This is a genomic window from Rhodovarius lipocyclicus, from assembly GCF_009900765.1.
GTDB lineage: Bacteria > Pseudomonadota > Alphaproteobacteria > Acetobacterales > Acetobacteraceae > Rhodovarius > Rhodovarius lipocyclicus.
Genome location: NZ_JAAABL010000006.1, coordinates 114,890 through 138,052 on the forward strand (window position 1 = coordinate 114,890; position 23,163 = coordinate 138,052).

The following is a 23,163-nucleotide window of genomic DNA, read 5'->3' on the forward strand; positions in this document are numbered from 1 at the left end:
TGGCGATGGGTCATGATCCTCACCGCTTCCTGTGCTTGTTGAGTTCCGCTTCCAGCCCGGCGCTGTATTTGGACATGGCGAAGCAGAAGATGAAATAGATCAGGCCGACGGTCACATACACCTCGACCGCGAAGCCTTGCCATTGCGGCTCGATGATCGCGGTTTTCGCGGCGGTGAGCAGGTCGAAGATGCCGATGATCAGCACCAGCGAGGTGTCCTTGAAGAAGCCGATGAAGGTGTTGACCAGCGGCGGAATGACCAGCCGCAGCGCCTGCGGCAGGATGATGAAGCCGGTCTTCTGCCAATAGGACAGGCCGAGCGCCTCGGCGGCCTCGTACTGGCCCTTGGGCAGGGATTGCAGGCCGGCGCGCACCACCTCGGCCAGATAGGCGCCGGCGAACAGGATGATGGCCACCTGCGCGCGCAGCAGCTTGTCGATGTTCAGCCCCTCGGGCAGGAACAGCGGGAACATCACGCTGGCCATGAACAGCAGGGAGATCAGCGGCACGCCGCGGATCAGCTCCACATACACCACGCACAGCGCCTTGATGGCCGGCAGGCGCGACCGCCGCCCCAGCGCCACCATGATCGCGAGCGGGAAGGCGAAGGCGAGGCCGAAGGTCGCCAGGATCAGCGTGATGGGCAGGCCGCCCCAGCGCTCCTGCGGGACATAGGACAGGCCGAACACCCCGCCCCACATCAGCAGGCCGATCGCGGTCAGCGTCACGGCCCAGACCAGCACCAGCTCCTTGCGCCAGAAGCGGCGCATGGCGCTGACGATGTACAGCGCGATGAACAGCACGCAGACGATGGCGGGGCGCCAGTGCTCCTCATACGGATAGGTGCCGAACAGGATGAAGCGGTGCTTCTCCGTGATCACGGCCCAGCAGGCGCCGATGCCCTTGATGTCGCGGCAGGAGCTGGTGTCGGCCCGGCCGAAACGGTCGTTGGGCACCTGCCAGATGGCGTTGAGGAAAGCCCAGTCAACAAAGCTGATGGTGTAGCGCACCAGCAGATAGGCCAGCAGCAGCGTGATCATGCTGTTGAACACGCCGTTCAACAGGTTGGCCTTCACCCAGCCGAGCGGGCCGCCCGCCATGAGGCGGGAAGGCGGCGGCAGGGCCGGAGACGGGGTATGGGTCGTCACACTCATGGCTCAGCGCTCCACCAGCGCGATGCGCGCCCAAGGGAACATTGCGACAATGCGCGGGCCGGGGTCCGGTATCGTCAGGATCATCGCTTAGCGCTCCACCAGCGCGATGCGCGCATTGTACCAGTTCATGAAGAGACTGATGGACAACGAGATCGACAGATACACCACCATGATGGCGGCGATGCCCTCGATGGCCTGGCCGGTCTGGTTCAGCGTCGTGTTGGCGATGCTGACGATGTCCTGATAGCCGATGGCCACCGCCAGCGAGCTGTTCTTGGTCAGGTTCAGGAACTGGCTGGTCATCGGCGGGATGATCACGCGCAGCGCCTGCGGCAGCACCACCAGGCGCATCACCTGGCCGCGCGGCAGGCCCAGCGCCCCCGCCGCCTCCCACTGGCCCTGGTGCACGGCCTGGATGCCGGCACGCACGATCTCGCAGATGAAGCCGGCGGTGTAGAGCGTGAGGCCCGTCAGCAGCGCGAAGAATTCGGGGCTGACGGTCAGCCCGCCCTGGAAGTTGAAGCCGCGCAGAAAGGGGATGTCCGGGGTGAAGGGCGCGCCCTGCGTGGCCCAGACCACCAGCGGCGCGCCCACGCACAGCAGCAGCGCCACGGGCCAGACCTTGCGTGGCTGGCCATCGGCCATCTGCCGGGCGAGTGCGGCGCGGCGCCAGATCAGCGTGGCCACGATGCCGATCACGCAGACCAGCAGTGCCCAGCTATGGGCCGGCAACCACTCGAACCAGGGCAGCTTCAGGCCGCGGTTGGACAGGAACACGCCGGTGGCGGGGTTGATCGCCTGGCGCGGCCCCGGCAGGCCCTGCAGCATGGCGTACCAGAACAGCAGTTGCAGCAGCAGCGGCAGGTCGCGCACCACCTCGACATAGCCGCCCACCAGCTTGGAGACGAGCCAGTTGGGCGACAGGCGCAGCACACCCAGCAGCGTGCCCAGCAGCGTGGCCAGGATGATGCCGATGATCGCCACCTTCAGCGTGTTCGTCAGGCCCACGGCCAGCGCGCGCAGATAGGTGTTGGTCGGATCGTAGGGAATGAGGCTTTCCGCGATGGGCAGCCCGGCCTCGCGGCTCAGGAAGCCCCAGCCGCTGGCGATGCGCCGCACCTCCAGATTGTGCACGGTGTTGGACCACAGCCACCAGAAGATGGTCGCCACCACCGCCAGCACCAGCACCTGCCAGACGATGCCGCGAAAGCGCTCGTCGCTCCAGCTCAGGCGCAGGGGGCGTTTGGGTGGTTTGGCCGCATAGCGCGGATCGATCGCGGTATCGGACATTCGGGGGGATGCCTGCCTGTTTATGTCATGGGCCTTGCGGCGGAACCGGGAGGGACTGGCCCTCCCGGCGGTATCTCATGGGTCGGATCAACGGAACGGCGGGGCGTACTGCAGCCCGCCCGGCGTGGTCCACAGCGCGTTGGGGCCGCGCTGCAGGCCGAGCGGCGTCAGGTTGCGGCTGAACACCTCGCCGTAATTGCCCAGGATCTTCACGACATTGACCAGCCAGCGGTTGTCCACGCCCAGCATCTGGCCAAGGTCGCCGCCACGGCCCAGCATGCGGCCCACCTCGGGGCGCTGATCGGCGGTCGCGGCCTGTTCCACATTGGCGGCGGTGATGCCGAACTCCTCGGCGGCGAGCAGGCCGAAATGCACCCAGCGCACCAGGTCCGCGAAGCGCTGGTCGCCATGGCGCACCAGCGGGCCCAGCGGCTCCTTGGAGATGATCTCGGGCAGGATGATGTGGTCGTTCGGGTTCTGCTGGGTGCTGCGCACGCCGGCCAGGCCCGAGGCGTCGGTGGTGTAGGCATCGCAGCGGCCGGCGATATAGGCCGCGACATTGTCCTCCTGGCGCTCGATCACCACGGGGCGGATGGTCACCCGGTTGGAGCGCGCCCAGTCGGACAGGTTCTGCTCGGTGGTGGTGCCGGGCTGCACGCAGATGGTCGCGCCATCCAGCTGCCGGGCGGAGGTGACGCCCAGGCTGCGCTTCACCATGAAGCCCTGGCCGTCATAGAAGCTGGTCGCCGGAAAATCGAGGCCGAGCGAGGTGTCGCGGCTCAGCGTCCAGGTCGTGTTGCGGGCCAGCATGTCCAGCTCACCCGATTGCAGCGCGGTGAAGCGCGCCTGCGGGGTGGTGGCGACGAAGCGGACGCGGTTCTGGTCTGTGCCGAAAATGGCGATGGCCACCGCGCGGCAGTAATCCACGTCGAAGCCGGACCAGCGGCCCTGGCTGTCGGGCGCCGAGAAGCCGGCCAGCCCGGTGCTGACGCCGCAGATCAGCGTGCCGCGGTTGCGGATGGTCTCGATCATGTTGCTGCCGCCGCCGGCGGCGGGGGCCGGTGCGGGGGCGGGTGCCGCCGCGGGGGCCTGGGCCCGCGCGGCGGGCGCGGTCAGCGCCAGCAACCCGGCGCCCATCGCGCCCAGGACCAGCCGGCGAACGGAAAAGCCCCGCTTCCCAGAAGAAGACATGGTGTTCACTGTGATTTCTCCCTCGACTTAGCCGCCTGGTCTCCCAGCCTGGCGACCGCCCCCCTCTCCCGCAGGGGAAGGCGACCGATGCATCCATGCTGGCCCAGCCATGCGACCCGATCAATGCAACACTCATATGGCCCCCGGAAGCGTTGCGCCAGTGTTGCCCACACTCGATGCACTCGCCTGTTTTTCATGCCGTCGCCCCGCTGCACCGCAACAGTGCGATGAGTGACCAAGGGGCGGGCAGGTTCACAGCGCTGCAGCCCCTGCCTAATGTCCGGGCCATGCGTGAATTAGACCAGGCGGCCGTGGCCGCCGCCCTGCCCTGGCCCGCCCTGATGGAGGCATTGGCCAGGATGTTCCGGCAGGGTTGCGATTCCCCTCTGCGCCACCGCCACCTGCTGGGCGACGATGCCTCCCTGCTGCTGATGCCGGCCTGGACGGCGGGGGGGTACACCGGGGTGAAGATCGTGCATGTGAACCCGGCCAACACCTCTCGGCGCCTGCCGGCGGTGCATGCGGCCTATCTGCTGTCCTCCGCCGTCACCGGCGCGCCCATCGCCCTGCTGGATGGCGGGGAGCTGACGGACCGCCGCACCGCCGCGACCTCCGTGCTCGCGGCGCGCCACCTGGCCCGGCCCGACAGCCGGCGCCTGCTGGTCCTGGGCAGCGGCAAAGTCGCGGGCGCCCTGGCGGAGGCCTATGCCAGCGCCTTCCCGCTGACCGAGGTGATGATCTGGAGCCGCGGCCAGGACAACGCGACGGCGCTGGCCCGCAAGCTGGCGGCGCACGGCCTGCCGGCCCGCGCGGTGGCCAGCCCCGACCCGGCGGGCGCCGACATCGTCGCCTGCGCCACCCTGTCCACCGAACCGCTGCTGCGCGGGGCCGATCTGGCGCCGGGCACGCATCTGGACCTGGTCGGCGCCTTCCGCGCCCATATGCGCGAATCCGACGGCGCGGCCATGGCCCGCGCCCGGCTGGTGGTGGACACCTATGCCGGCGCCTTGGCCGAGGCCGGCGACGTGCTGCGCGCCATCGAGGAAGGCGCCATCACCCGGGACCACATCGCGGCCGAACTGGCCGAGATCCTGCGCGGCGAGAAGACCGGCCGCCAGGATCCGGAACAGATCACCGCCTTCAAATCCGTCGGCTGGGCCGGCGAGGACCTGGCGGCGGCCATGCTGGCGGCGGGTGTGACGGGCTGAGGCCCGGCCTCACCGTGAGTTACCCACAGGCCGAGGTTGCATGCGCGGGGCCGCATGGCTACCACCGCGTCATGCCGCCCGTGCAACCATGCTGAAACGACTGACCCGGCACCCGGCGGTGCAGGCCGCGGGGGCGTGGCTGCTCGGCCAGTATCTGGCGCTGGTCTATGCCACCACCCGCTGGCAGCTGGTGGGGATCGAGCATCTGCGCGCGATGGAACCGCTGGCGATCGCGGGCCAGGGCGCCATCGCCTGCTTCTGGCACGAACGCCTGCCCATGATGCCCATGCTGTGGCAGCGCGCCCGGCAGGAGGTGCCGGCCCTGGGGGGCGGCAGGCGCGCCCATGTCCTCGTCTCCCGCCACCGGGACGGGCGGTTCATCGGCGATGTCGTCACCCGCTTCGACCTCGACATGGTGTATGCATCCAGCAGCAAGGGCGGTGCCTCTGGCCTGCGGACCCTTCTGCGGTTGCTGCGCGCGGGGGACTTGGCGGCGATCACCCCCGACGGCCCGCGCGGGCCGCGCCGTGTCCCGGCGCCCGGGGTGGCGCAGCTGGCCATGGCCTCCGGCCTGCCGGTGATGCCGAGCGCGGCCGCCACCACCCGCCACATCCGCCTGCGCAGCTGGGACCGGATGATGCTGCCCCTGCCCTTCGGGCGCGGCGTGATCAGCGTGGGCGCGCCCATCACCCTGGTGCGGGGTGAGGAGGAAGAGGGGCTGGCCCGGATCAAGGCCGGGCTGGACGCCTGCACCGACGCCGCCGACCGCGCCCTGGGGCTGACGCCCGGATGACACTGGCCTGGCGCCTGATCGCGGGCGCCCTGGCGCCGGTGCTGCCCGCCTGGCTGCGCCTGCGCGCCGGGCGCGGCAAGGAGGAAGCGGACCGGCTGCCGGAACGCTATGGCCTGGGCGCCGACCGCCCCCCCGGCCCGCTGCTGTGGCTGCACGGCGCGAGCGTGGGGGAGGCGCTGTCCCTGCTGCCGCTGATCGAGGCCGTGGCCGCCGCGGCGCCCGAGGCGCAATTCCTGCTGACCACGGGCACCGTCACCTCCGCCCGGCTGGCGATGGAGCGGCTGCCCCCCGCCCTGCGCGCCCGGGTGCGCCATCGCTATGCGCCGCTGGACGTGCCGCGCTGGGTGCGGCGCTTCCTGGATGGCTGGCGGCCGGACGCGGCGGTGTTCGTGGATTCGGACCTGTGGCCCAACCGCATCTTCGCGCTGAGCCAGCGCGGGGTGCCGATGGCGCTGGTGAATGCGCGTATCTCCCCGCGCTCCGCCCAGCGCTGGGCGCAATTCGCCCCCGGCCTGGCGCGCGCGATGCTGGGCCGCTTCAGCCTGATCCAGCCGCGCGCCGGCGATGACGCCGCCCGTTTCGCGGCGCTGGGCGCGCCGCCCATGCTGCCGCCCGGGGACCTGAAGGCCAGCGCCGCCCCCCTGCCCCACGACCCGGCCGCCCTGGCCGCCCTGCGCGCCGCCTGCCCGGGCCCGGTCTTCCTGGCCGCCAGCACCCAGCCGGGCGAGGAGGCCATCGTGGCCGAGGCCCACGCCCTGCTGCGCGAAACCCACCCCGGCCTGACCACCATCATCGTGCCCCGCCACCCGGAGCGCGGGGCGGAGATCGCGGCGCTGACCGGGGGCACCCGCCGCTCCCTGGGGCAGGCGCCAGGGCCCATCCATGTGGCGGACACGCTGGGGGAGCTCGGCCTGTTCTACCGCCTGGCGGATGTGGCGCTGGTGGGCGGCAGCCTGGTGCCGCATGGCGGGCAGAACCCGATGGAGCCCGCCCGCCTGGGCTGCCCCATCCTGTTCGGCCCCTACACCTTCAACTTCGCCGAGCGCACGGAACAGCTGCTGCGGGCGGGCGCCGCCCTGCGGGTGGACCCGCCCGACGCCCGCGCACTGGCGGCCGCCGCCCGGCATGTGCTAATCGATACGGATGAGGCAAAGCGGATGACGGATTCCGCGCGCCTCCTGGCCGAGAGCCTCGCGGGGACCGCGGAGCGTTTGGCCGGCCCCATGGTGCAGTGGCTGCGCGCGGGTCATCACCCCGCGCCGGCGCAAGATGAACGGGAATCCGATACGCCTTGATGCGCGCCCCAGGTTTCTGGTCCGGCGGCGGGGGCATTGCGCCCTTGCTGCTTTCCCCCATCGCCGCGCTGTACGCGGGCGTGACCGCGCGGCGCGTGGCCCGGCCGGGCTGGGATGCCCCCGTGCCCGTCATCTGCTGCGGCAACGCGACCGCGGGCGGGGCGGGCAAGACCACCCTGGCCTCCGACATCGCCAGCCGGCTGGAACAGGCGGGCACCGCCGCCCATGTGCTGCTGCGGGGCTATGGCGGGCGGCTGAAGGGCCCCGTCCGCGTGGACCCCGAGGCCCATTCCGCCGCCGATGTGGGCGATGAGGCGCTGATCCTGGCCGCCCTGCACCCCACCTGGGTCTCGGCCGACCGCGAGGCCGGGGCGCGCGCCGCCATCGCCGCCGGCGCCCAGGCGATCGTGATGGATGACGGGCTGCAGAACCCGGGCCTGGTGAAGGACCTGTCGCTGCTGACCATCGACGGCACCTACGGCTTCGGCAATGGCCGCATCATCCCCGCCGGGCCGCTGCGCGAACCGGTGGCCGCCGCTGCCTCCCGCTGCCAGGCGGCCGTGCTGATCGGCGCGGATGAGGCCGGCGCCCAGGCCATGCTGCCGCCCAGCCTGCCCGTGCTGCAGGCGCGGCTGGTGCCGGGGCCGGAGGCCGCGACCCTGGCCGGGCGTTCGGTCTTCGCCTTCTGCGGCATCGCCAATCCGGGGAAATTCTTCGCCACGCTGCAGGAATCCGGCGCCCATATGGCCGGGCGCGCCACCTTCGCGGACCACTACCCCTATGACGACGGGGATATGGAAACCCTACTGAAGGAAGCCACCGCCCTGCGCGCCACCCCGGTGACCACCCGCAAGGATTTCGTGCGCATCCCGCAGAAATTCCGGGCGGCGGTGACGGTGGTGACGATCAGGCTGGAATGGTCGGAGCCGCGGCAGATCGACGCGCTGCTGGAACAGGCCATGGGCGTGGTGCCGCAGGTGGAACTGGCGCGATAGCCAGGGATGGCGCCCTGCCCCGTCGGGCAAGGCGCCGGGAACGGCCTCCGGTCAGGCCTCGCTGGCCTCGGCGCCTTCGCTTTCGGGCGCGGTCATCATGGCATTCGCCACCACGCCGGACTGGCCGCGGATCTTGCCTTCCAGCGTGTTCGCCAGGGCCGGGTTGTCGCGCAGGAACTGCTTCGCGTTCTCGCGCCCCTGGCCGATGCGCTGGCTTTCGGCGCTGAACCAGGCGCCGGATTTCTCCACCACGCCGGCCTTCACGCCCAGGTCGATCAGCTCACCCACCTTGCTGATGCCCTCGCCGTACATGATGTCGAATTCCACCTGCCGGAACGGGGGCGCCATCTTGTTCTTCACCACCTTCACGCGGGTGGTGTTGCCCACCACCTCCTCGCGTTCCTTGATGGAGCCGGTGCGGCGGATCTCCAGCCGGACCGAGGCATAGAACTTCAGCGCGTTGCCGCCCGTGGTGGTTTCCGGGTTGCCGAACATCACGCCGATCTTCAGGCGGATCTGGTTCAGGAAGACCAGCAGGCAGTTGGAGCGGCTGACCGTGCCGGTCAGCTTGCGCAGCGCCTGGGACATCAGGCGAGCGTGCAGGCCCACATGGCTGTCGCCCATCTCGCCTTCCAGCTCGGCCTTCGGCACCAAGGCCGCCACGCTGTCCACCACCAGCACGTCGATCGCGCCGGAGCGCACCAGCGTGTCGGCGATTTCCAGCGCCTGCTCGCCGCCATCGGGCTGGCTGATCAGCAGCTCATCCACATTGACGCCCAGCTTGCGGGCATAGCCGGGGTCGAGCGCGTGCTCGGCGTCGATGAAGGCGCAGGTGCCGCCCTTCTTCTGCGCCTCGGCGATGGCGTGCAGGGCCAGCGTGGTCTTGCCCGAGGATTCCGGGCCATAGATTTCCACGATGCGGCCCTTGGGCAGGCCGCCGATGCCCAGCGCGATATCCAGGCCCAGCGAGCCCGTGGAGATGACCTCGATGTCCTCCATCGCGCTCTTGCTGCCCATGCGCATGATCGAGCCCTTGCCGAAGGACCGCTCGATCTGGCTGAGCGCTGCCTCCAGCGCCTTGCCCTTATCCATACTGGAGACCCCTTTTCTGCAACCTGCGCGCGCAATGCGCACAGGCTTCTCGCGCGATATTGTAGACATGCCGCCCCGCGCCGGCCAAGCGTGGTTTAGCGGCACTCCTTAACAGTTCTCATTATGTTCTATTCAGCCGCGCCTGTCCAGCGCGGATGCCACGGCGATACACAGGGAATCCACCGTCCAGGGCTTGGCCAGGAAGCCCCAGCCCTTCCCCTGCCAATCCACCGAAAGGGTGGAGGCCGCATAGCCCGACAGCAGCAGCACCGGCAGGCCGGGGCACAGCCCGCCCGCCCGCCCGGCCAGATCCACGCCATCCAGCCCGGGCATGGCCACATCGGTCACCAGCAGTTCAGGGCGCAGGCCATCCTCCAGCAGATCCAGCGCGTCATGGCCATCGGCGGCGGTGGTCACGCGGTGGCCCGCGCGTTCCAGCGCCTGGGCGCCCAGGCGCAGCAGGGCGGGCTCGTCATCCACCAGCAGGATATGGGCGGGGGCGGCCTCCGCCACCGGGGGCGGGGCGGGGTCCGCCTCGCCTTCATGGCGGGGCAGCAGGATGGTGAAGCGCGCCCCCTGTCCGGGCGGGCTCTCGGCCAGGATATGCCCGCCCGATTGCGCGACGATGCCCTGCACGGTGGCTAGGCCGAGGCCGGTGCCCCCGCGCTCGATCCGGGTGGTGAAGAAGGGCTCGAAGATATGCGCCAGCACGGCGGGCGGAATGCCCGGGCCGCTGTCCTGCACGGTGATGGTGGCGTAGCGTCCGGGCGGGATCTGCCCCGCCCCCTCACCCAGCACCAGGCGGCTGCCGGTGGCGATGGTGATGCGGCCATGCCTCCCCATGGCGTCGCGCGCGTTCACGGCCAGGTTCAGCAGCACCTGGTCCAACTGCGAGGGATCGGCCCGCACCCGGCGCGGCGGGTCGTCCAGCACCACCTCCAGCGTGATGGCCGCCCCCATCAGCCGCTGCAGCAGCCGGCCCATCGCCTCCACACGGGCATTCAGGGACAGAACCTGCGGCGCCATCACCTGCTGGCGGGAAAAGGCGAGCAACTGCCGCACCAGCGCGGCCCCGCGCTCGGCGGCTTCCTCGATCGCCAGCAATTCGGCCCGCAGCGCGACCTCCCCCCGGGCGTGGCGGGCGGCGGCGGCGGCACCGGTCACGATGCCCAGCAGGTTGTTGAAATCATGCGCCACCCCGCCGGCCATGCGGCCCAGCAGGGCTAGGCGCTCGGCATCCACGGCCGGAGCGGGCGGCAGCAGGCGCAGCAGCGACAGCCCATCCATCCCCAGCGGCGCCAGCGCCACCCGCAGCGGGCGGCCGGGCGGCACGGTGCCCGACAGGGCCAGCTCCGCCTCGCCCTGCCCCTGGCGCAGCAGCGCGTCCAGCCCGTCGCGCGGCTGGAACCAGCCGCGCACGGCGGCCCCCTTCCCCGCCGGCAAGGCCGGGCCCAACAGCGCGCGGCAGGCAGGGTTGGTGCCCAGCAGGCTGCCATCGGCCTCCAGCAGGGCGGCGGCCTCGGGCAGTTGCGCCAGCAGGGCCAGCGCGCCTTCCCGCCGGGGCGTGCCGCGCAGCTTCATGGCGCGGGGGCCTGGGGCAGCGCACCCTTGCGGCGCAGCACGAAGGCGATGATCTCGGCCACGGCACCCCAATGCTCGGCGGGGATCTCGGTGTCCTCCGGCAGCTTGAACAGGGCCCGCGCCACGGGCGGGTTCTGGATGATCGGCACGCGCGCTTCCTCGGCCACTTCCCGGATACGGGCGGCCATCAGATCGGCCCCCTTGGCCACCAGCTTCGGCGCGGCGGATTTGGTGGGATCATAGACCAGCGCGACAGCATAATGGGTAGGGTTGGTCACGACCACCGTGGCTTCCTGCACCGCGGCGATCATGCGCCGCCGCCCCTGCGCCATCTGGATGGAGCGCTGACGGCCCTTGATCTCCGGGTTGCCGTCCGTCTCCTTCATTTCCTTCTTCAGTTCTTCCCGCGTCATGCGCAGGTTCTTCGTCCAGCGCAGGCGCGTCAGCAGGATGTCGCCGCCCGCCAGCAGGCCGAAGGCCGCCAGCGTGGCGAAGGCCAGGCTGCGCGCGCCGCGCCCGATGGCATCCAGCGTGCCCTGGCCGTTCTGGTGCAGCGTGGCGCCCAGCCGCGTCAGGTCCCACGCCACCCAGGCCACGGCGCCCCCCACCACCAGCAGCTTCAGCACGGTGCGGCCGAATTCCAGCAGCCCCTCGGACCCGAACATGCGGCCCAGCGCGGCCATCGGGTTCAGCCGCCCGGGCTTGGGTTCCAGCGCGCTTTCCACGATGGCCCCGCGCGACTGCGCCATGGTGGCCACCACCGCCCCCACCGCCGCCGCCGCGATGATCGGCAGCGCGATGGACAGGAATTCGCCCAGCACGGCGCGGGAGGCGGCCTCCGGCGTCCATTCATGGCTGCGGGACAGCAGCCCCCGCATCGCCGTCATCGCCGAGCGCGCGGCCCCCGGCAGGAACATCACGCAGGCGCCCGTGGTCAGCAGCAGGGTGGCGAAGGAGACCGCCTCCCGCGAGATGGGCAGGTTTCCCTGCTCCCGCGCCTGCTCCATCCGTTTATGGGATGGGTCTTCCGTTTTGGATTCGTCGTCGGGCGGATCGTCGTCCGATTCTCCCTCCGCCATGGCTCAGTTCATCCCCGGCAGAGAGGAAAACACCTCCCGCAAGGTGCCATGCCACAGGCCCAAGATGGCCGGCAGCATCAGGGCCAGCAGGCCGATCCCGGCCAGAATCTGCGCCGGCGCCGCGATGACCGAGACCTGCACATGCGGCGTGAGGCGCGAGATCAGCCCGATCCCCACCTGGAACAGCGTGGCCGCCACGATGAAGGGGGCCGCCAGTTGCAACCCCAGCTCCAGGCTGCGCAGGGCGATGCCGGCCACCGCCTCCGCCATCTCGCCGCCCGGCAGCGCGCCGCCGGCGGGAAAGGCCTGATAGCTGTTCACCAGCGCGGCCAGCGGCAATTGGTACAGCCCGGTCGAGAGCACCAGCGCCGTGCCCGCCAGCCCCAGGATGCGCCCGAGCGCCGTGGATTGCGCGCCCAGCAGCAGATCCCCCTGCAAGGGCGTGCTGAGGCCGATCATGCTGCCCATCACCTGCCCGGCCTCCGCGATCGCCAGATGCATCAGCCGCGCCAGCGTGCCGAGCCAGAGGCCCACCACCACCTCCAGCGCGACCAGGCGCAGCAGGTCGGGCACGCTGTCCACCTCGGCGGGCAGCAGGGGGGCCAGCACCGGCAGCAGCGCCAGCATCAACGCCATGCCGAGGCCCAGGCGCAGGGTGGTCGGCACCTCCTGCTCACCCAGGCCAGGCAGCAGCATCACGGCCGCCCCCAGGCGGCAGAACAGCAGCGCGGCCTGCAAGGCCAGCGAGGGCAGGGTTTGCAGCAGGGCGGTGTCCTGCTCGGTCACGGCAGCCCGCCCAGCGCCACCACCTGGTCGAACAGATGGGTGGCCCAGCCCTGCATGTGCCGCACCATGCCGGGGCCGAGGAACATCAGCACGCCGCCCATCACCGCCACCTTGGGCAGGAAGGCGACGGTGGCCTCCTGGATCTGCGTCAGTGCCTGCAACAGAGAGATGACGACACCCACCACCAGCATCGCGGCCAAGGGCGGCCCGCCGATCTGCACGGTGATCCACAGCGCCTCTCGCAGCGCCAGCGCCGCGGGTTCCTCCATCATGCGACCCACCTCCTGCGGGTGCTGGGCCGGTTCCGGCCCGCGGCATCGCCCCATTTCAAGCGCCCGAATGGGCGCCGCCGGCAGTCCGGCGGAAGCCAAGGCGGCGGATGCCGCCGCCCGGCGTTTGAGGGCAAAAAAGGATTCGGCGGCTGGAAGCCGCCGAGATCAAATCGGCATGCGCATCACGTCCTGATAGGCGCTCACCACCCGGTCACGCAGGGTGGTGGCCGTCTGCAAGGCGAGTTCGGCGCGGGAGACGGCGACGACCACATCCGTCACGCTGCCCCGCCCCTGCATGGCGTTGCTGGAGGCGGCGTCGGCCTGGTTCTGCGCCTCGATCATGCCGCCGGCCGCGCGTTGCAGCATGGCGGCGAAGCCCCCCTGCGCCTGGGAGGCGGCAGCCCCCCCCGCCTGGGCCAGCCCCTGCGCCACGCCCTGCACGGCGCGATAGGCCGCGGCCGCCCCGGCCGAGGCGAGCGGCGCCGCCAGCAACGGCACCGCCATCAGCGCAGCGCCTCGACCGCGCGGGACAGCATGGCGTTGGTGGTTTCCAGCACCGACAGGTTGGCGTTGTAGCTGCGCTGGGCCTCACGCATGTCCATCGTCTCGACCAGCGAATCGACATTGGGCAGGCGGACATAGCCGCTGGCATCCGCCGCCGGGTGGGAGGGGTCGAAGCGGGTGGGGAACTCCCCCTCCGCCCGGCCGATACGCTGCACCTGCACGGTGGGGGTGCCCAGCGCCCGGTCCAGCCGGTTGGCGAAGGTCACGGTCTTGCGGCGGTACGGGTCCTGGCCCGGGGCGGTCGCGGTGCTGTCCCGGTTGGCGAGGTTTTCCGCCACCACGCGCAGCCGCGTGGATTGCGCCGCCATGCCGGCGGCGGAAATGGCGATGGCGCGGTCAAGGTCCATGGTTCAGTTCCCCCGAGGTCACGAAGTGCGGCCCAGCGCCGTGCGGAACAGCGCCAAGTATTTGCGGTGCAGGGTCATCGCCAGCTCATGGTCGCCATTGGTGTCGGCCATGCGCAGCGCCTGCTGGTCCAGCGAGACGGTGTTGCCGTCCGGCGTGCGCTCCTGCGTCGTGCGGTCCGCGTGCGGGCGCAGCACGCCGCCGGCCGAGGCCAGATGCGCGGGCTGCGTCACGCTCAGCGGCGGCGAGGCGGTGTTGGCCAGCACCTGCGCGAAGGGCCGCACATCCTGGGCGCGATAGCCGGGCGTGTCGGCATTCGCGATGTTCTGCGCCAGCACGCGCTGCCGCCCCTCCGCCCAATGCAGGCGTTGTTCGGCGAGCGCGATGGGGCCATTGCCGGTGATGTCCATGGGGCGGACCCTGCCGCAGAATTCCTAACGGCCCGTGAAAGGGTGCGGCGGCCCGGTTTGCGGCGCCCCGGTTTACGCGCTGGCAAGAACAACCCGGCAGATTATGCCCATGCCGAAACCACCCCGCCGTCCCTATTCGGAACACATGGCCCGCATGCCCGCGCTCTCCGCGTTGAGCGACATCGAGGCGATGCGCTGCACCCTGACCATGGCGCGCGCCCTGGTCGATGCCGGGCGGCGGATCGACCTGACCGGGCTGGACCACCAGGCCGCCGAGATCTGCCACGCCCTGTCCAGCCTGCCGCCCGGCGGGGGGGCGGCGGTGCGCCCGGCCATGCTCGCCCTGATGCGGGAGGTGCAGGCGCTGGCCGCATCCCTGCCCGAACCGGGGGCCGAACCGGGGGCCGAACCAGGGATGGAGCCCGGCGCCGGGCCATGAACGGCGTGCTGGACTGGGTGCAGGCGCTGGGCGCGCTGGCGGCCGTGCTGGGGCTGGCCGTGCTGCTGGCGCGCTTCGCCCGCCGCACCGGGCTGGCCCGGCAGCATGGCGCGCCTGGGCGCATGGCCGTGCAATCCGTGCTGGCGCTGGATGCGCGGCGGCGGCTGCTGATGCTGCGCATCGACGGACGGGATTGCGTGGTGATGACCGCCCCCGGTGGCGACACCATGCTGGGCTGGCTGCCGGAAACCCAGCCATGAGGTGGCTGCCGATCCTGCCGCTGCTGCTGTTGGCCGAACCGGCGCTGGCGCAATCCATCAACCTGGACCTGGGCGCGGGCCAGGCGGGCACCGCCGCACGGTTGATGCAGCTGGCCGCGGCCGTGGGGCTGTTGTCGCTGGCGCCGTCCCTGCTGGTGATGGCCACCGCCTTCACCCGCATCGTCATCGTGCTGTCGCTGCTGCGCAGCGCGCTGGGCGCGCAGGGCGTGCCGCCCAACCCGGTGCTGATCGGGCTCGCGCTGTTCCTCACCTTCTTCGTCATGCAGCCGGTGTTCGAGGCCGCCTGGATCGCGGGCGTGGTGCCGATGAACGAGGGCCGGCTGCCGCCACTGGAGGGGCTGGCCGCCTCGGCCGAACCCTTCCGCCGCTTCATGGCGGCCCAGGTGCGCGAGAGCGACCTGAACCTGTTCTTCACCCTGGCGCAGCAGCCCGTGGCCGCCCCGGCCGAGACCCCCTATCGCGTGCTGATGCCCGCCTTCCTGATCGGGGAGCTGAAGCGCGCCTTCGAGATCGGCTTCGTGATCTTCCTGCCCTTCCTGGTGATCGACATGGTGGTGGCGTCGCTGCTGATGTCGCTGGGCATGATGATGGTGCCGCCCACCACCGTGTCGCTGCCGTTCAAGCTGATCTTCTTCGTGCTGGTGGATGGCTGGCGGCTGCTGGCGGGCAGCCTGGTGCAGGGCTTCGCGGGCGGATGAACGCCCCTCAGGGCAGCAGGATGGGCAGCAGCCCGTGGCGCTCCGCCGCCCGGCGCAGCGTGCCATCGGCGCGGCTCCGCGCGATGAAGGCGTTCACCTCCGCCAGCCACTCCGCATCGCCCGGCGCGACCGCATAGGCGTAGCGGGTCTCCCCGAACGGCCCCGGCGGCTCGATGATCCGGGCCCAGTCATGCATCAGCACCATGCGGCGGGTGTAGGGGTAGTCCGACATGAACACGTCGGCCCGGCCGGCCCGCACCTCGGCCTCACGAGTCGCGGGGGCGCGCACCACCATCAGCTCCGCCCGGCGCAGGGTGTCGCGCATCAGCGGCTCCATCAGCGTGCCGGCGGCCACCGCCACCACCACGCCCGGCTGGTCGATATCGCTCCACCCGCGCAGCTGGGCATTGTCGCGGGTGGTCACGCCATAGACACGGCTGGCCAGGTAGGGGTCGGAAAACGCAACGCGCGCCGCACGCTGTTCTGTGATGCCCACACCGAACACGGCGATGTCACACTGCCCGGCCAACAACTGGTCCATGAAGGCGGCGAAATTGGTGTCCACGAAATCCAGACGCAGATGAAGCCGATCAGCCAGCGCCTGGGCCATGTCGATATCCAGCCCCTCCAGCAGGCCGTTGCGGGGGTTGCGATAGCTGATGGCGAAATAGTCGGGCCAGATGCACACGCGCAGCGCCCCGCGCTCCGCCATGCGCCGCTGCACCTGCTGGGCGCCGCCCGTCGCCGGCCAGCACAGCGCCAGCGCACACACGGCGATGCTGACGCGGGCACACCATCTCTGCCATATCCGTAGCGACATCATGGCTCACTCCCCCACACCGGCATCCAGGGCGGCCAAACGCCCTGAAACCTGGGCCATCCTGATCGTGGCAGCCGCCATCGGGCTGGTCGCGACCGTTCTGGCCGCGACCTATGCTACGCAGGCGGCCCGGCGCGAGTCGAGGTCCATGGCGGAGGCGTCCCGGCTGACCCAGGCGCTGGCCAGCGGCATCGCCGACCAGATCTCCCGCGCGATCGAGGCCGCGGGCCTGCTGGTGCTGGGGATCGGGACACAGCGGCCGCCCTCGGCCGCCGGCCTGCCCGAGGAAGTCTCGGCCATGGCGCGGGAGATGCCGCAGCTGCGCGCCCTGCTGCTGCTGGATGCCGAGGGGGAGGTCATCGCGGCCTCGGTCCCGGAATTGCGCGGACGGCGGATCGACCTGGCGGCCTGGCGCGGGGAGGCCCCGCCCGAACGGCGGGCCCGCCCGGGCGGCGGCATCTCCATCCTGGCGCCGCAACCGGGCCGGCTGCTCGAGGGCGACGCCTGGCGGCGCTGGAGCGTGCCCATGCTGATGCCGCTGAGCGGGCCGGAGGGCCAGGCGGACGGCTTCGCGCTGGCGCTGCTGAACCCGGAATACATGAGCGGCGTGGCCGCCCGCATGGCCGAGGCCTTCCAGGTGGGGGTGCGGATCTACCGCTTCGACGGCACGCTGCTGGCGCGCTCGGACGGCAGCGCCAGGGGGGTCGGTCAGGCGCGCCCGGGCAATTGGCCGTTCCGCGATTTCCTGCCCCAGCGCGAAAGCGGCTCCTTCACCGGCATCGACAGCGAGGGGCAGAGCGTGGTCGCCAGCCTGGCCGTGACCCATCTGGGCGGCATCGTGATCGAGGTGGCACAGCCCCGCGCCGTGGTGCTGGAATCGGTGCGCGAGCAGGACCAGCTGTTCCTGACCGCGGGGGCGGCCGTGCTGGTCATCGCGCTGGTGGCCTTCCTGCTGCTGCTGAGCCAGGGGCGCCGCCTGGCCGGCAGCGAGGCCCGGGCCCGCAATGCCTCCCGCGCCAAGGAGGATTTCCTGGCGCTGATGAGCCATGAGATCCGAACGCCCATGAACGGCGTGATCGGCCTGTCCGGCCTACTGCTGGACACGCCGCTGTCGCCCGAGCAGCGCCGCTTCGCCAGCGTCATCCGCAGTTCCGCCGACCACCTGATGCACCTGCTGAACGACATCCTGGATTTCTCGAAGCTGGAAGCGGGCGAGGTGGTGCTGGAGCGCCTGCCCTATTCGCCCGAACAGCAGGTGGCGGGCGTGATCGAGCTGCTGTCCGGCCAGGCGGCCTCGAAGAACCTGGAACTGGTGGGCCAGACCTCGCCCGGCCTGCCCGCGCAGGTGCTGGGCGATGCCGGGCGGCTGCGGCAGATCCTGCTGAACCTGGTGGGCAACGCCATCAAGTTCACCGAAAGCGGCTTCGTGCGGGTGGCCGTCGCCGCGGCACCGGAGGGCGGGGCCGGCTGGCTGCTGACCATCACCGTGACCGATACCGGCATCGGCCTGCCCGCCGAGGGGGTGGAAAGCCTGTTCGAGCGCTTCACCCAGGCCGATGCCTCGACCAGCCGCCGCTTCGGCGGCACGGGGCTCGGGCTCGCCATCTCCCGCCGGCTGGCGGAGGCGATGGGCGGCACCGTCACGGCGGAACCCAACCCCGCGGGCGGCAGCGTGTTCCGCTGCACGGTCCGGGCCGGGCGCCTGCCGCCCGTGGGCCCGCCACCGGAACCGGAAGCCTGGCGCGGCGGCCGCGTGCTGGTGATCGAGGACCAGCCGGTGAACCGGGAGGTGCTGGTGGGCCAGCTGCGCGGCATGGGCCTGCGGCCGGACATGGCGCCCGATGGGCCCAGCGGCCTGGCCACGCTGGCCGGCGCGGCGGCCACCGGGCACCCCTTCAGCATCGTCATCGTCGATGGGCTGCTGGACGGGCAGAGCGGCGCCGAGGTCGCGCAGACCATCCGCGCCCTGCACGGCGACGCCCTGCGCCTCATTTTCCTGACCTCGGCGGCGGTGCCCGCCGCGCTGCCGCCCGGGCTGTGCGACGCGGTGCTGGTGAAGCCCGCCATGCCCGAGCGCATCCGCGAGGCGCTGCGCTATGCCCACACGCGCCGCCACGCGGCGCTGGAAGGCAGCCCATCGCCGGAGCCCGCCCCGACGGCGCCCCAGCAGCCCAGCATGTCGGTGCTGGTGGTGGACGACAACCAGGTGAACCAGTTCGTCCTGGTCCGCATGCTAGCCGCCGCCGGAATCGAGGCCCTGACCGCCGATGACGGCCAGGCGGCGGTGCGGATGGCGCAGGAACAGCCCTTCGACGCCATCCTGATGGATGTGCAGATGCCGGTGATGGACGGGCTGGAGGCGACCCGCGCCATCCGCGCGGCCCCGGGGCCGAACCAGCACGCCCGCATCATCGGGCTGACCGCCGCGGTGGGCCCATCCCATGAACGACAATGCATCGAGGCCGGAATGAACGATTATCTGGTCAAACCGGTGGAAAGTCGGCCGCTGCTGAATGCGTTGGGGCGCAGTGCGCGCGCTTCTTCTTGATATCCGCCAGCGTAGAGTGTGCACCGTCTGAGGTAGAATTGACGCCGGATAGCGGAGGACAATACATGCCAGCGCTGGAACCGCAGCGGATCGCCCAGCTCCGCGCCATCATGCCGCCGAAGGATTTCCCGATGCTGCTGGGCTTGCTGCGCACGGATCTGGAACAGCGGCGCGGCACGTTGCTGACGGCGCTGGAGGCGGAGGACCGCAAGGTTCTGCGCGACCAGGCCCATGCCATCGCGGGGGTTGCGGCGAATGCCGGCGCCCAGGCCCTGCATGACCTGGCGAAGGAGCTGGAAGCGATGGCGGATCACGCCCCCCTGCCACGGCTCGGCACCACGATCCTGGCGATCGTGCGGGAGGAACAGGCCGTGCAGCAGGCGCTACGGAGCCTGGCCGGGGAGGGCTAAGAGCCCCCCCCGGTAGAGGCTTACAGGTTCTCGGAGATGTAGGGCGGTAGGTTGAAGGCGCCCACATGGATCTCCGGCGTCCAGTAGCGGGTCAGCCCCGCGATGCCGTTCGCCTCGGCGCGGGCACGGATGGTGGCCACGTCTACATGGCGCAGCGCCTTGTCCTTCGCGGCCCAGCCCAACGTCATGAAGCCGCCGACATAGGTCGGCACCGCGGCCACATAGGCCCAGGTGTCGCCGAAGGACTTGCCGCGGCGGATGTTGGTCTCACGCAGCTCATCGGCCTGCTGGAAGGGCACGCCGCACTGGTTCACGATCAGCCCCTGGGCCGACAGGATGCGGGCGGAATTCGCGTAGAATTCCTCGGTGAACAGCACCTCGCCCACGCCGATCGGGTCCGTGCTGTCCACGATGATCACGTCGAAGGACGCATCCGCCGCCTTGCGGACATAGTCGATGCCGTCGCCCACGATCACCTCGGCGCGCGGGTCGTTCCAGGCATCGCCCGCGATGCCCGGCATGAATTCCTTGGCCAGGCGGATCACTTCGCCGTCGATCTCGACCATCACGGCCTTCTTGACGTTCTTGTGCTGCAGCACGCGGCGCAGCACGCCACCGTCGCCCGCGCCGATGATCAGCACGCGCTCGGCCTTGCCATGGGCCAGCAGGGGCACATGGGTCAGCATTTCCTGATAGACGAACTCGTCGCGCTCGGTGATCTGCACCACGCCGTCCAGCAGCATGACGCGGCCGTGGCTGTAGCTTTCGAACACCATGATGTCCTGGAAGTCGGACTGCACGCGGGCCAGTTCGCGCTTCACCAGGAAGCGCTGGCCCCATTCGGCGTAGAGGGTTTCGTTGACCCAGGAATCCGTGGCCATGTCATCACCTTGTCATCTGGCATGGAGATACGAAAAGGGCCGGACGTTGCCGCCCGGCCCCGCAATCGGTGAGGCCCGAAGCCTCAGCCCATCAGGCCGCGCTTGTGCTCGGAGAGCTGGATGCGCTCCGGCGAGAAGCCGTCCTTCAGGTGCGGAATCGTCTTGTACGGGTCGCAGGCGCCGCACACGAAGATGTCCAGCGCGGCGTAGTTCCGCTCCGGCCAGCTGTGGATCGACACATGGCTCTCGGCCAGCACCAGCACGCCCGACACCCCGCCATTCGGCGAGAAGTGGTGGAAGTGCCCGTGCAGGATCGTGGCCCCGGTGGCGATCGCGGCATCGCGCAGCACGCGGTCGATATGCGCGGGGTCATCCAGATTGGTGGCCCCCCACAGATCGATGATCAGATGCGTACCGGCATAACGCACGCCGTTGCGCTCGACGAAATAATCCTTCGCCTCGGACTCGTGGACAGGGGTGAGGGTTTCGCTCGGCAGATCCGAGACCATCCCCAGCGGGAGAGCGTCCATGTGGGCACCTTTCCAACCAGAAGATGACCTTGCTTCGGCTGTGCGGCCACAGCGGCCGTCGGTTCGATTGAGGTCAGCGGCGGGGCATATGCGGCACGGGGGGGAAAGGCGCAAGTGAAATCACGAATTCCGGCCGAAAATTTTTGCGGGCCAGCCCCCCGCCTGACGCGGGACTTAGCGCGCCGAGGCCTCGGCAGTCCGCAAGCCCTCCAGCCTTGTGGGCAAAGCCCGGAAGAGTTCCAGTTCGTTCTGTAACCGTGGCAGGTCCATCAGGCCCCGGATCGGGTCGGTGGTCAGCACGCGGAACGGCCCCTCCGCGGGGCTGCCCGCCAGCAGGGGGGCGTGGGCATCCCTCGCCTGGACCAGCCCCGCCGTGTCGCCCGCCAGCGCCAGCAGGGCGGCGTGGCGCACCACCTTGCGCGCCAGCGCCGGCGGCAAGGGGGAGGCCAAGGGGGCGGGACGGCCCGCCAGCTCGCGTTCCAGCACCTGGCCCAGGGCGGCGGCGGCACCCGCGAAATCCCGCGCCTCGGTCAGGTGTTCGGCCAGGGCCTCCTGGCCCGCGGCGCCCAGCGGGGCGAAGGCGGCGCGCGGGTCGGCGCCGCGCTGCACCTCGGCCCGGGCGGCCAGCAGGGCGCGTTCCCGCCGCAAGGGATCGGGCATCGCGGGGGCCGTGGTGTCGTTCAGCACGGCCAGGGCGCCGGCGGCGTCGCGTTCCGCCAGCCGCACGGCTGCCAGGCGGGAGCCGAGCCCGGCGCGGCGGGGCCCTTCGGGCGCGCGGTCCAGCGCCTGGCGCAGCAGGCCGGTCGCGCGGTCCGCCAGGTCCAGCGCCACCATGCGGTCCGCCAGCAGGGACAGCGCCTCATCCCCCTGCGCGCCGGCGGGCAGCAGTTCGGGGAAGGCATCGTACAGCGCCACGGCGTTCACCGGGCTGTCCTGGCGCAGCGTGTCCAGGAAGGCGGCGGCGATATCCTGTTGCAGCACGGCCTGGGATTCGGGGTAGAGCGACTGGGTTTCCCGCAGCAGCGCCAGCGCGCCCTGGCCATCGCCGCCACGGCGCCGCAGCTCCGCGATGCGGCGGCGGGTGGAGACCTCCTCGCCTTCGCCGCGCCAGGCGAACAGGGTGCGTTCCAGCGCGCGCGCGGCTTCGAGCGGTTCCATCCGGCCGGTGGCGATGCGCAGTTCGGCCGCGCGGCGCATCGCCTCCGCCCGCATGCGGCGGTCCCGGCCCTGGACCAGCGCGTCATAGCCATCCAGCGCCGCCGCGTTATCGCCCCGGCCCTCGGCCAGCATGGCGCGGCCCAGCTCCAGCCCCGGCATCTCGGCATCGGCCTGGTGCAGCAGGGTCTCGGCCAGGGCGGGCTGGCCGCCACCGGCCAGGGCCTCAATCGCGCGGGGCAGCAGGCGGCGCTGCAGCGCCTCCGGGTAGAAGGGCAGCAATGCCGCGCCGCGCGCGATCAGGGGGGCGGCAGCATCGGCTTCCCCGCGCATGGCCAGGAACAGGCCGCGCCACAGGGCGGTTTCGTCAGAGATCGGGTCAGCGCCGAGATTCTCCGCCTCCTCCAGCCGGCCGGCGGCCAGGGCGGCCGCGCCCAGCAGCCAGGCCGCGCGCGGCTGGGCGGCGATGATCGGGTCCTGCTCCTGCGCCAGGGCGGCCATGGCCTGGGCCTCCTGCGGCTGGCCCAGGGCGAGCAGGGTTTCGGTGGCGGCCAGCCGGGGCGCGCCGCGCGACAGCGCCGCCGCCTGCGCGATGCCGGCCTGCTGCGCCCGCAGGCGCTGCGACAGGTCCGGCACGGAGCCGGTGGGAAAGTCGAAGCTGCGGCTGATGCCCGGCGGCGGGGCGGCGCCCGCGCGCGGCAGCAGCGCGCTATCGCCCAGCGCCAGGCGGTAGCTGCCATCGCCCTGCACCAGGAAACGGTCGGTGGCCGGGCGCAGCAGCACGGCATCCGAATAGGCCAGCAGCGCCACGCCCAGCTGGGTTTCCACCAGCCCCACATCCACGAAGCGGCGCGGCTGGGCCAGCTGCGCGCCATCCTGCCGCACCGTGCCCACCAACAGCGGCAGGCCCGAGACCGGGTCCTGCACCGACAGGCTGCGGTTGGCCGCCCGTACCCCCAGCACGATCAGCCCGGGCGCGGCGCCGTCCGCCAGGGCCTGGATGGGGGTCTGCGCCACGCTGGGGCTGCCCTGCACCAGAGACCAGCGGGTGCCGGTGCGGCGCAGATACCAGGGCTGCTCATCCTCCAGCGCCAGCATGGAGCCGCCGGGAATAGCGCTGTAGCGCCAGCCGGCGCGCAGCAGGGATTCGGGCAGGGTCTCGGTGGCGGCGTCGAACAGGGCCAGCCAGCTGCCGCCTCGGCGCAGCATGGCGGCACCGGTTTCGGCGGCATAGGGCAGCAGCCAGTCGCGCCGGGGCGCCGGGGGCTGGATGGGCGGTGGCGCGGGGGCGGCCGCCACCGGGGCCGGGGGCGGCGGGGGTGCCGGCGGCGGCATGGGCGGGGCGGC

At 71.3% G+C, this 23,163-nt stretch carries 24 protein-coding genes; 9 read left to right on the plus strand and 15 right to left on the minus strand.

What is annotated here, in order from left to right; translation table 11 throughout:
• Positions 1 to 19 precede the first annotated feature (19 nt).
• From GT007_RS08375 to GT007_RS08385, 3 genes are all read right to left on the minus strand, one after another.
• Complete coding sequence (locus tag GT007_RS08375; protein WP_160121144.1) at positions 20 to 1,153, minus strand: amino acid ABC transporter permease; 1,134 nt, start codon at positions 1,151 to 1,153, stop codon at positions 20 to 22.
• An 87-nt stretch (positions 1,154 to 1,240) separates the two neighbouring features.
• Positions 1,241 to 2,443 (minus strand): amino acid ABC transporter permease, encoded by a 1,203-nt coding sequence (locus GT007_RS08380; RefSeq protein ID WP_160121145.1) that lies wholly within the window; start codon positions 2,441 to 2,443, stop codon positions 1,241 to 1,243.
• Positions 2,444 to 2,530: 87 nt separating this feature from the next.
• Positions 2,531 to 3,634, minus strand: coding sequence for an amino acid ABC transporter substrate-binding protein (locus GT007_RS08385; protein ID WP_236571561.1), 1,104 nt, complete (start codon positions 3,632 to 3,634; stop codon positions 2,531 to 2,533).
• Positions 3,635 to 3,921: 287 nt separating this feature from the next.
• Here GT007_RS08385 and lhpI point away from each other — a divergent pair, with 287 nt between their 5' ends.
• From lhpI to lpxK, 4 genes are all read left to right on the plus strand, one after another.
• Positions 3,922 to 4,842, plus strand: coding sequence for a bifunctional Delta(1)-pyrroline-2-carboxylate/Delta(1)-piperideine-2-carboxylate reductase (lhpI, locus tag GT007_RS08390; protein ID WP_160121146.1), 921 nt, complete (start codon positions 3,922 to 3,924; stop codon positions 4,840 to 4,842).
• 88 nt (positions 4,843 to 4,930) lie between these two features.
• Positions 4,931 to 5,635: a lysophospholipid acyltransferase family protein gene (locus tag GT007_RS08395; protein ID WP_160121147.1), complete on the plus strand. Its 705-nt coding sequence runs from the start codon at positions 4,931 to 4,933 to the stop codon at positions 5,633 to 5,635.
• Positions 5,632 to 6,930 carry a 3-deoxy-D-manno-octulosonic acid transferase gene (locus GT007_RS08400; protein WP_160121148.1) on the plus strand — a complete coding sequence of 433 codons (1,299 nt, stop codon included), beginning with the start codon at positions 5,632 to 5,634 and terminating at the stop codon, positions 6,928 to 6,930. The genes GT007_RS08395 and GT007_RS08400 overlap by 4 nt, the downstream gene beginning before the upstream one ends.
• Positions 6,930 to 7,925: a tetraacyldisaccharide 4'-kinase gene (gene lpxK / locus GT007_RS08405; protein WP_160121149.1), complete on the plus strand. Its 996-nt coding sequence runs from the start codon at positions 6,930 to 6,932 to the stop codon at positions 7,923 to 7,925. The genes GT007_RS08400 and lpxK overlap by 1 nt, the downstream gene beginning before the upstream one ends.
• Before the next feature lie 51 nt (positions 7,926 to 7,976).
• Here the strand turns inward: lpxK and recA are convergent, their stop codons facing one another.
• From recA to GT007_RS08445, 8 genes are all read right to left on the minus strand, one after another.
• The gene (gene recA, locus GT007_RS08410) at positions 7,977 to 9,017 is read right to left on the minus strand and encodes a recombinase RecA (RefSeq protein WP_160121150.1); all 1,041 of its coding nucleotides are present in this window, start codon (positions 9,015 to 9,017) and stop codon (positions 7,977 to 7,979) included.
• A gap of 132 nt (positions 9,018 to 9,149) precedes the next feature.
• A complete protein-coding gene (locus GT007_RS08415; protein ID WP_160121151.1) occupies positions 9,150 to 10,598 on the minus strand; it encodes an ATP-binding protein in 1,449 nt (482 codons plus the stop codon).
• Positions 10,595 to 11,677, minus strand: a complete 1,083-nt coding sequence (locus GT007_RS08420; RefSeq protein ID WP_160121152.1) for an EscU/YscU/HrcU family type III secretion system export apparatus switch protein — start codon at positions 11,675 to 11,677, stop codon at positions 10,595 to 10,597. Before GT007_RS08420 ends, GT007_RS08415 begins: the two co-directional genes overlap by 4 nt.
• 3 nt (positions 11,678 to 11,680) lie before the next feature.
• A complete protein-coding gene (locus GT007_RS08425) occupies positions 11,681 to 12,463 on the minus strand; it encodes a flagellar biosynthetic protein FliR (protein WP_236571562.1) in 783 nt (260 codons plus the stop codon).
• Positions 12,460 to 12,735 carry a flagellar biosynthetic protein FliQ gene (locus GT007_RS08430; protein WP_160121153.1) on the minus strand — a complete coding sequence of 92 codons (276 nt, stop codon included), beginning with the start codon at positions 12,733 to 12,735 and terminating at the stop codon, positions 12,460 to 12,462. Before GT007_RS08430 ends, GT007_RS08425 begins: the two co-directional genes overlap by 4 nt.
• Positions 12,736 to 12,900: 165 nt before the next feature.
• Complete coding sequence (gene fliE / locus GT007_RS08435) at positions 12,901 to 13,239, minus strand: flagellar hook-basal body complex protein FliE (protein ID WP_160121154.1); 339 nt, start codon at positions 13,237 to 13,239, stop codon at positions 12,901 to 12,903.
• Positions 13,239 to 13,646, minus strand: coding sequence for a flagellar basal body rod protein FlgC (gene flgC / locus GT007_RS08440; RefSeq protein WP_160121155.1), 408 nt, complete (start codon positions 13,644 to 13,646; stop codon positions 13,239 to 13,241). The genes fliE and flgC overlap by 1 nt, the downstream gene beginning before the upstream one ends.
• An 18-nt stretch (positions 13,647 to 13,664) precedes the next feature.
• Entirely contained in the window at positions 13,665 to 14,054 is a 390-nt protein-coding gene (locus GT007_RS08445) for a flagellar basal body rod protein FlgB (protein WP_160121156.1), read from the minus strand.
• A gap of 145 nt (positions 14,055 to 14,199) precedes the next feature.
• On the opposite strand from GT007_RS08445, the gene GT007_RS08450 reads away from it, so the two are divergent.
• Genes GT007_RS08450 through fliP form a run of 3 tightly spaced genes read left to right on the plus strand, consistent with a single transcriptional unit; the run spans position 14,200 to position 15,472 of the window.
• On the plus strand, positions 14,200 to 14,493 hold the full coding sequence (locus GT007_RS08450; RefSeq protein ID WP_160121157.1) for a hypothetical protein: 294 nt from the start codon (positions 14,200 to 14,202) through the stop codon (positions 14,491 to 14,493).
• Entirely contained in the window at positions 14,490 to 14,753 is a 264-nt protein-coding gene (locus tag GT007_RS08455; RefSeq protein ID WP_160121158.1) for a hypothetical protein, read from the plus strand. Before GT007_RS08450 ends, GT007_RS08455 begins: the two co-directional genes overlap by 4 nt.
• Positions 14,750 to 15,472 carry a flagellar type III secretion system pore protein FliP gene (gene fliP / locus GT007_RS08460; RefSeq protein WP_160121159.1) on the plus strand — a complete coding sequence of 241 codons (723 nt, stop codon included), beginning with the start codon at positions 14,750 to 14,752 and terminating at the stop codon, positions 15,470 to 15,472. The genes GT007_RS08455 and fliP overlap by 4 nt, the downstream gene beginning before the upstream one ends.
• A gap of 7 nt (positions 15,473 to 15,479) precedes the next feature.
• On the opposite strand, the gene GT007_RS08465 is transcribed toward fliP, so the two are convergent.
• Positions 15,480 to 16,244: an ABC transporter substrate-binding protein gene (locus tag GT007_RS08465; RefSeq protein WP_236571563.1), complete on the minus strand. Its 765-nt coding sequence runs from the start codon at positions 16,242 to 16,244 to the stop codon at positions 15,480 to 15,482.
• Between the two features lie 196 nt (positions 16,245 to 16,440).
• On the opposite strand from GT007_RS08465, the gene GT007_RS08470 reads away from it, so the two are divergent.
• Entirely contained in the window at positions 16,441 to 18,840 is a 2,400-nt protein-coding gene (locus GT007_RS08470) for a hybrid sensor histidine kinase/response regulator (protein ID WP_160121161.1), read from the plus strand.
• 65 nt (positions 18,841 to 18,905) lie between these two features.
• Positions 18,906 to 19,250: an Hpt domain-containing protein gene (locus tag GT007_RS08475; protein ID WP_160121162.1), complete on the plus strand. Its 345-nt coding sequence runs from the start codon at positions 18,906 to 18,908 to the stop codon at positions 19,248 to 19,250.
• A 20-nt stretch (positions 19,251 to 19,270) separates the two neighbouring features.
• Here the strand turns inward: GT007_RS08475 and speE are convergent, their stop codons facing one another.
• The 3 genes from speE to GT007_RS08490 form a co-directional block, all read right to left on the minus strand.
• Positions 19,271 to 20,131, minus strand: a complete 861-nt coding sequence (speE, locus tag GT007_RS08480) for a polyamine aminopropyltransferase (RefSeq protein WP_160121163.1) — start codon at positions 20,129 to 20,131, stop codon at positions 19,271 to 19,273.
• Between the two features lie 83 nt (positions 20,132 to 20,214).
• Positions 20,215 to 20,661, minus strand: coding sequence for an adenosylmethionine decarboxylase (speD, locus tag GT007_RS08485; protein WP_160121164.1), 447 nt, complete (start codon positions 20,659 to 20,661; stop codon positions 20,215 to 20,217).
• Between the two features lie 174 nt (positions 20,662 to 20,835).
• Positions 20,836 to 23,163 (minus strand): hypothetical protein (locus GT007_RS08490; protein WP_236571564.1); only part of this gene is annotated, 2,328 nt, incomplete at its 5' end.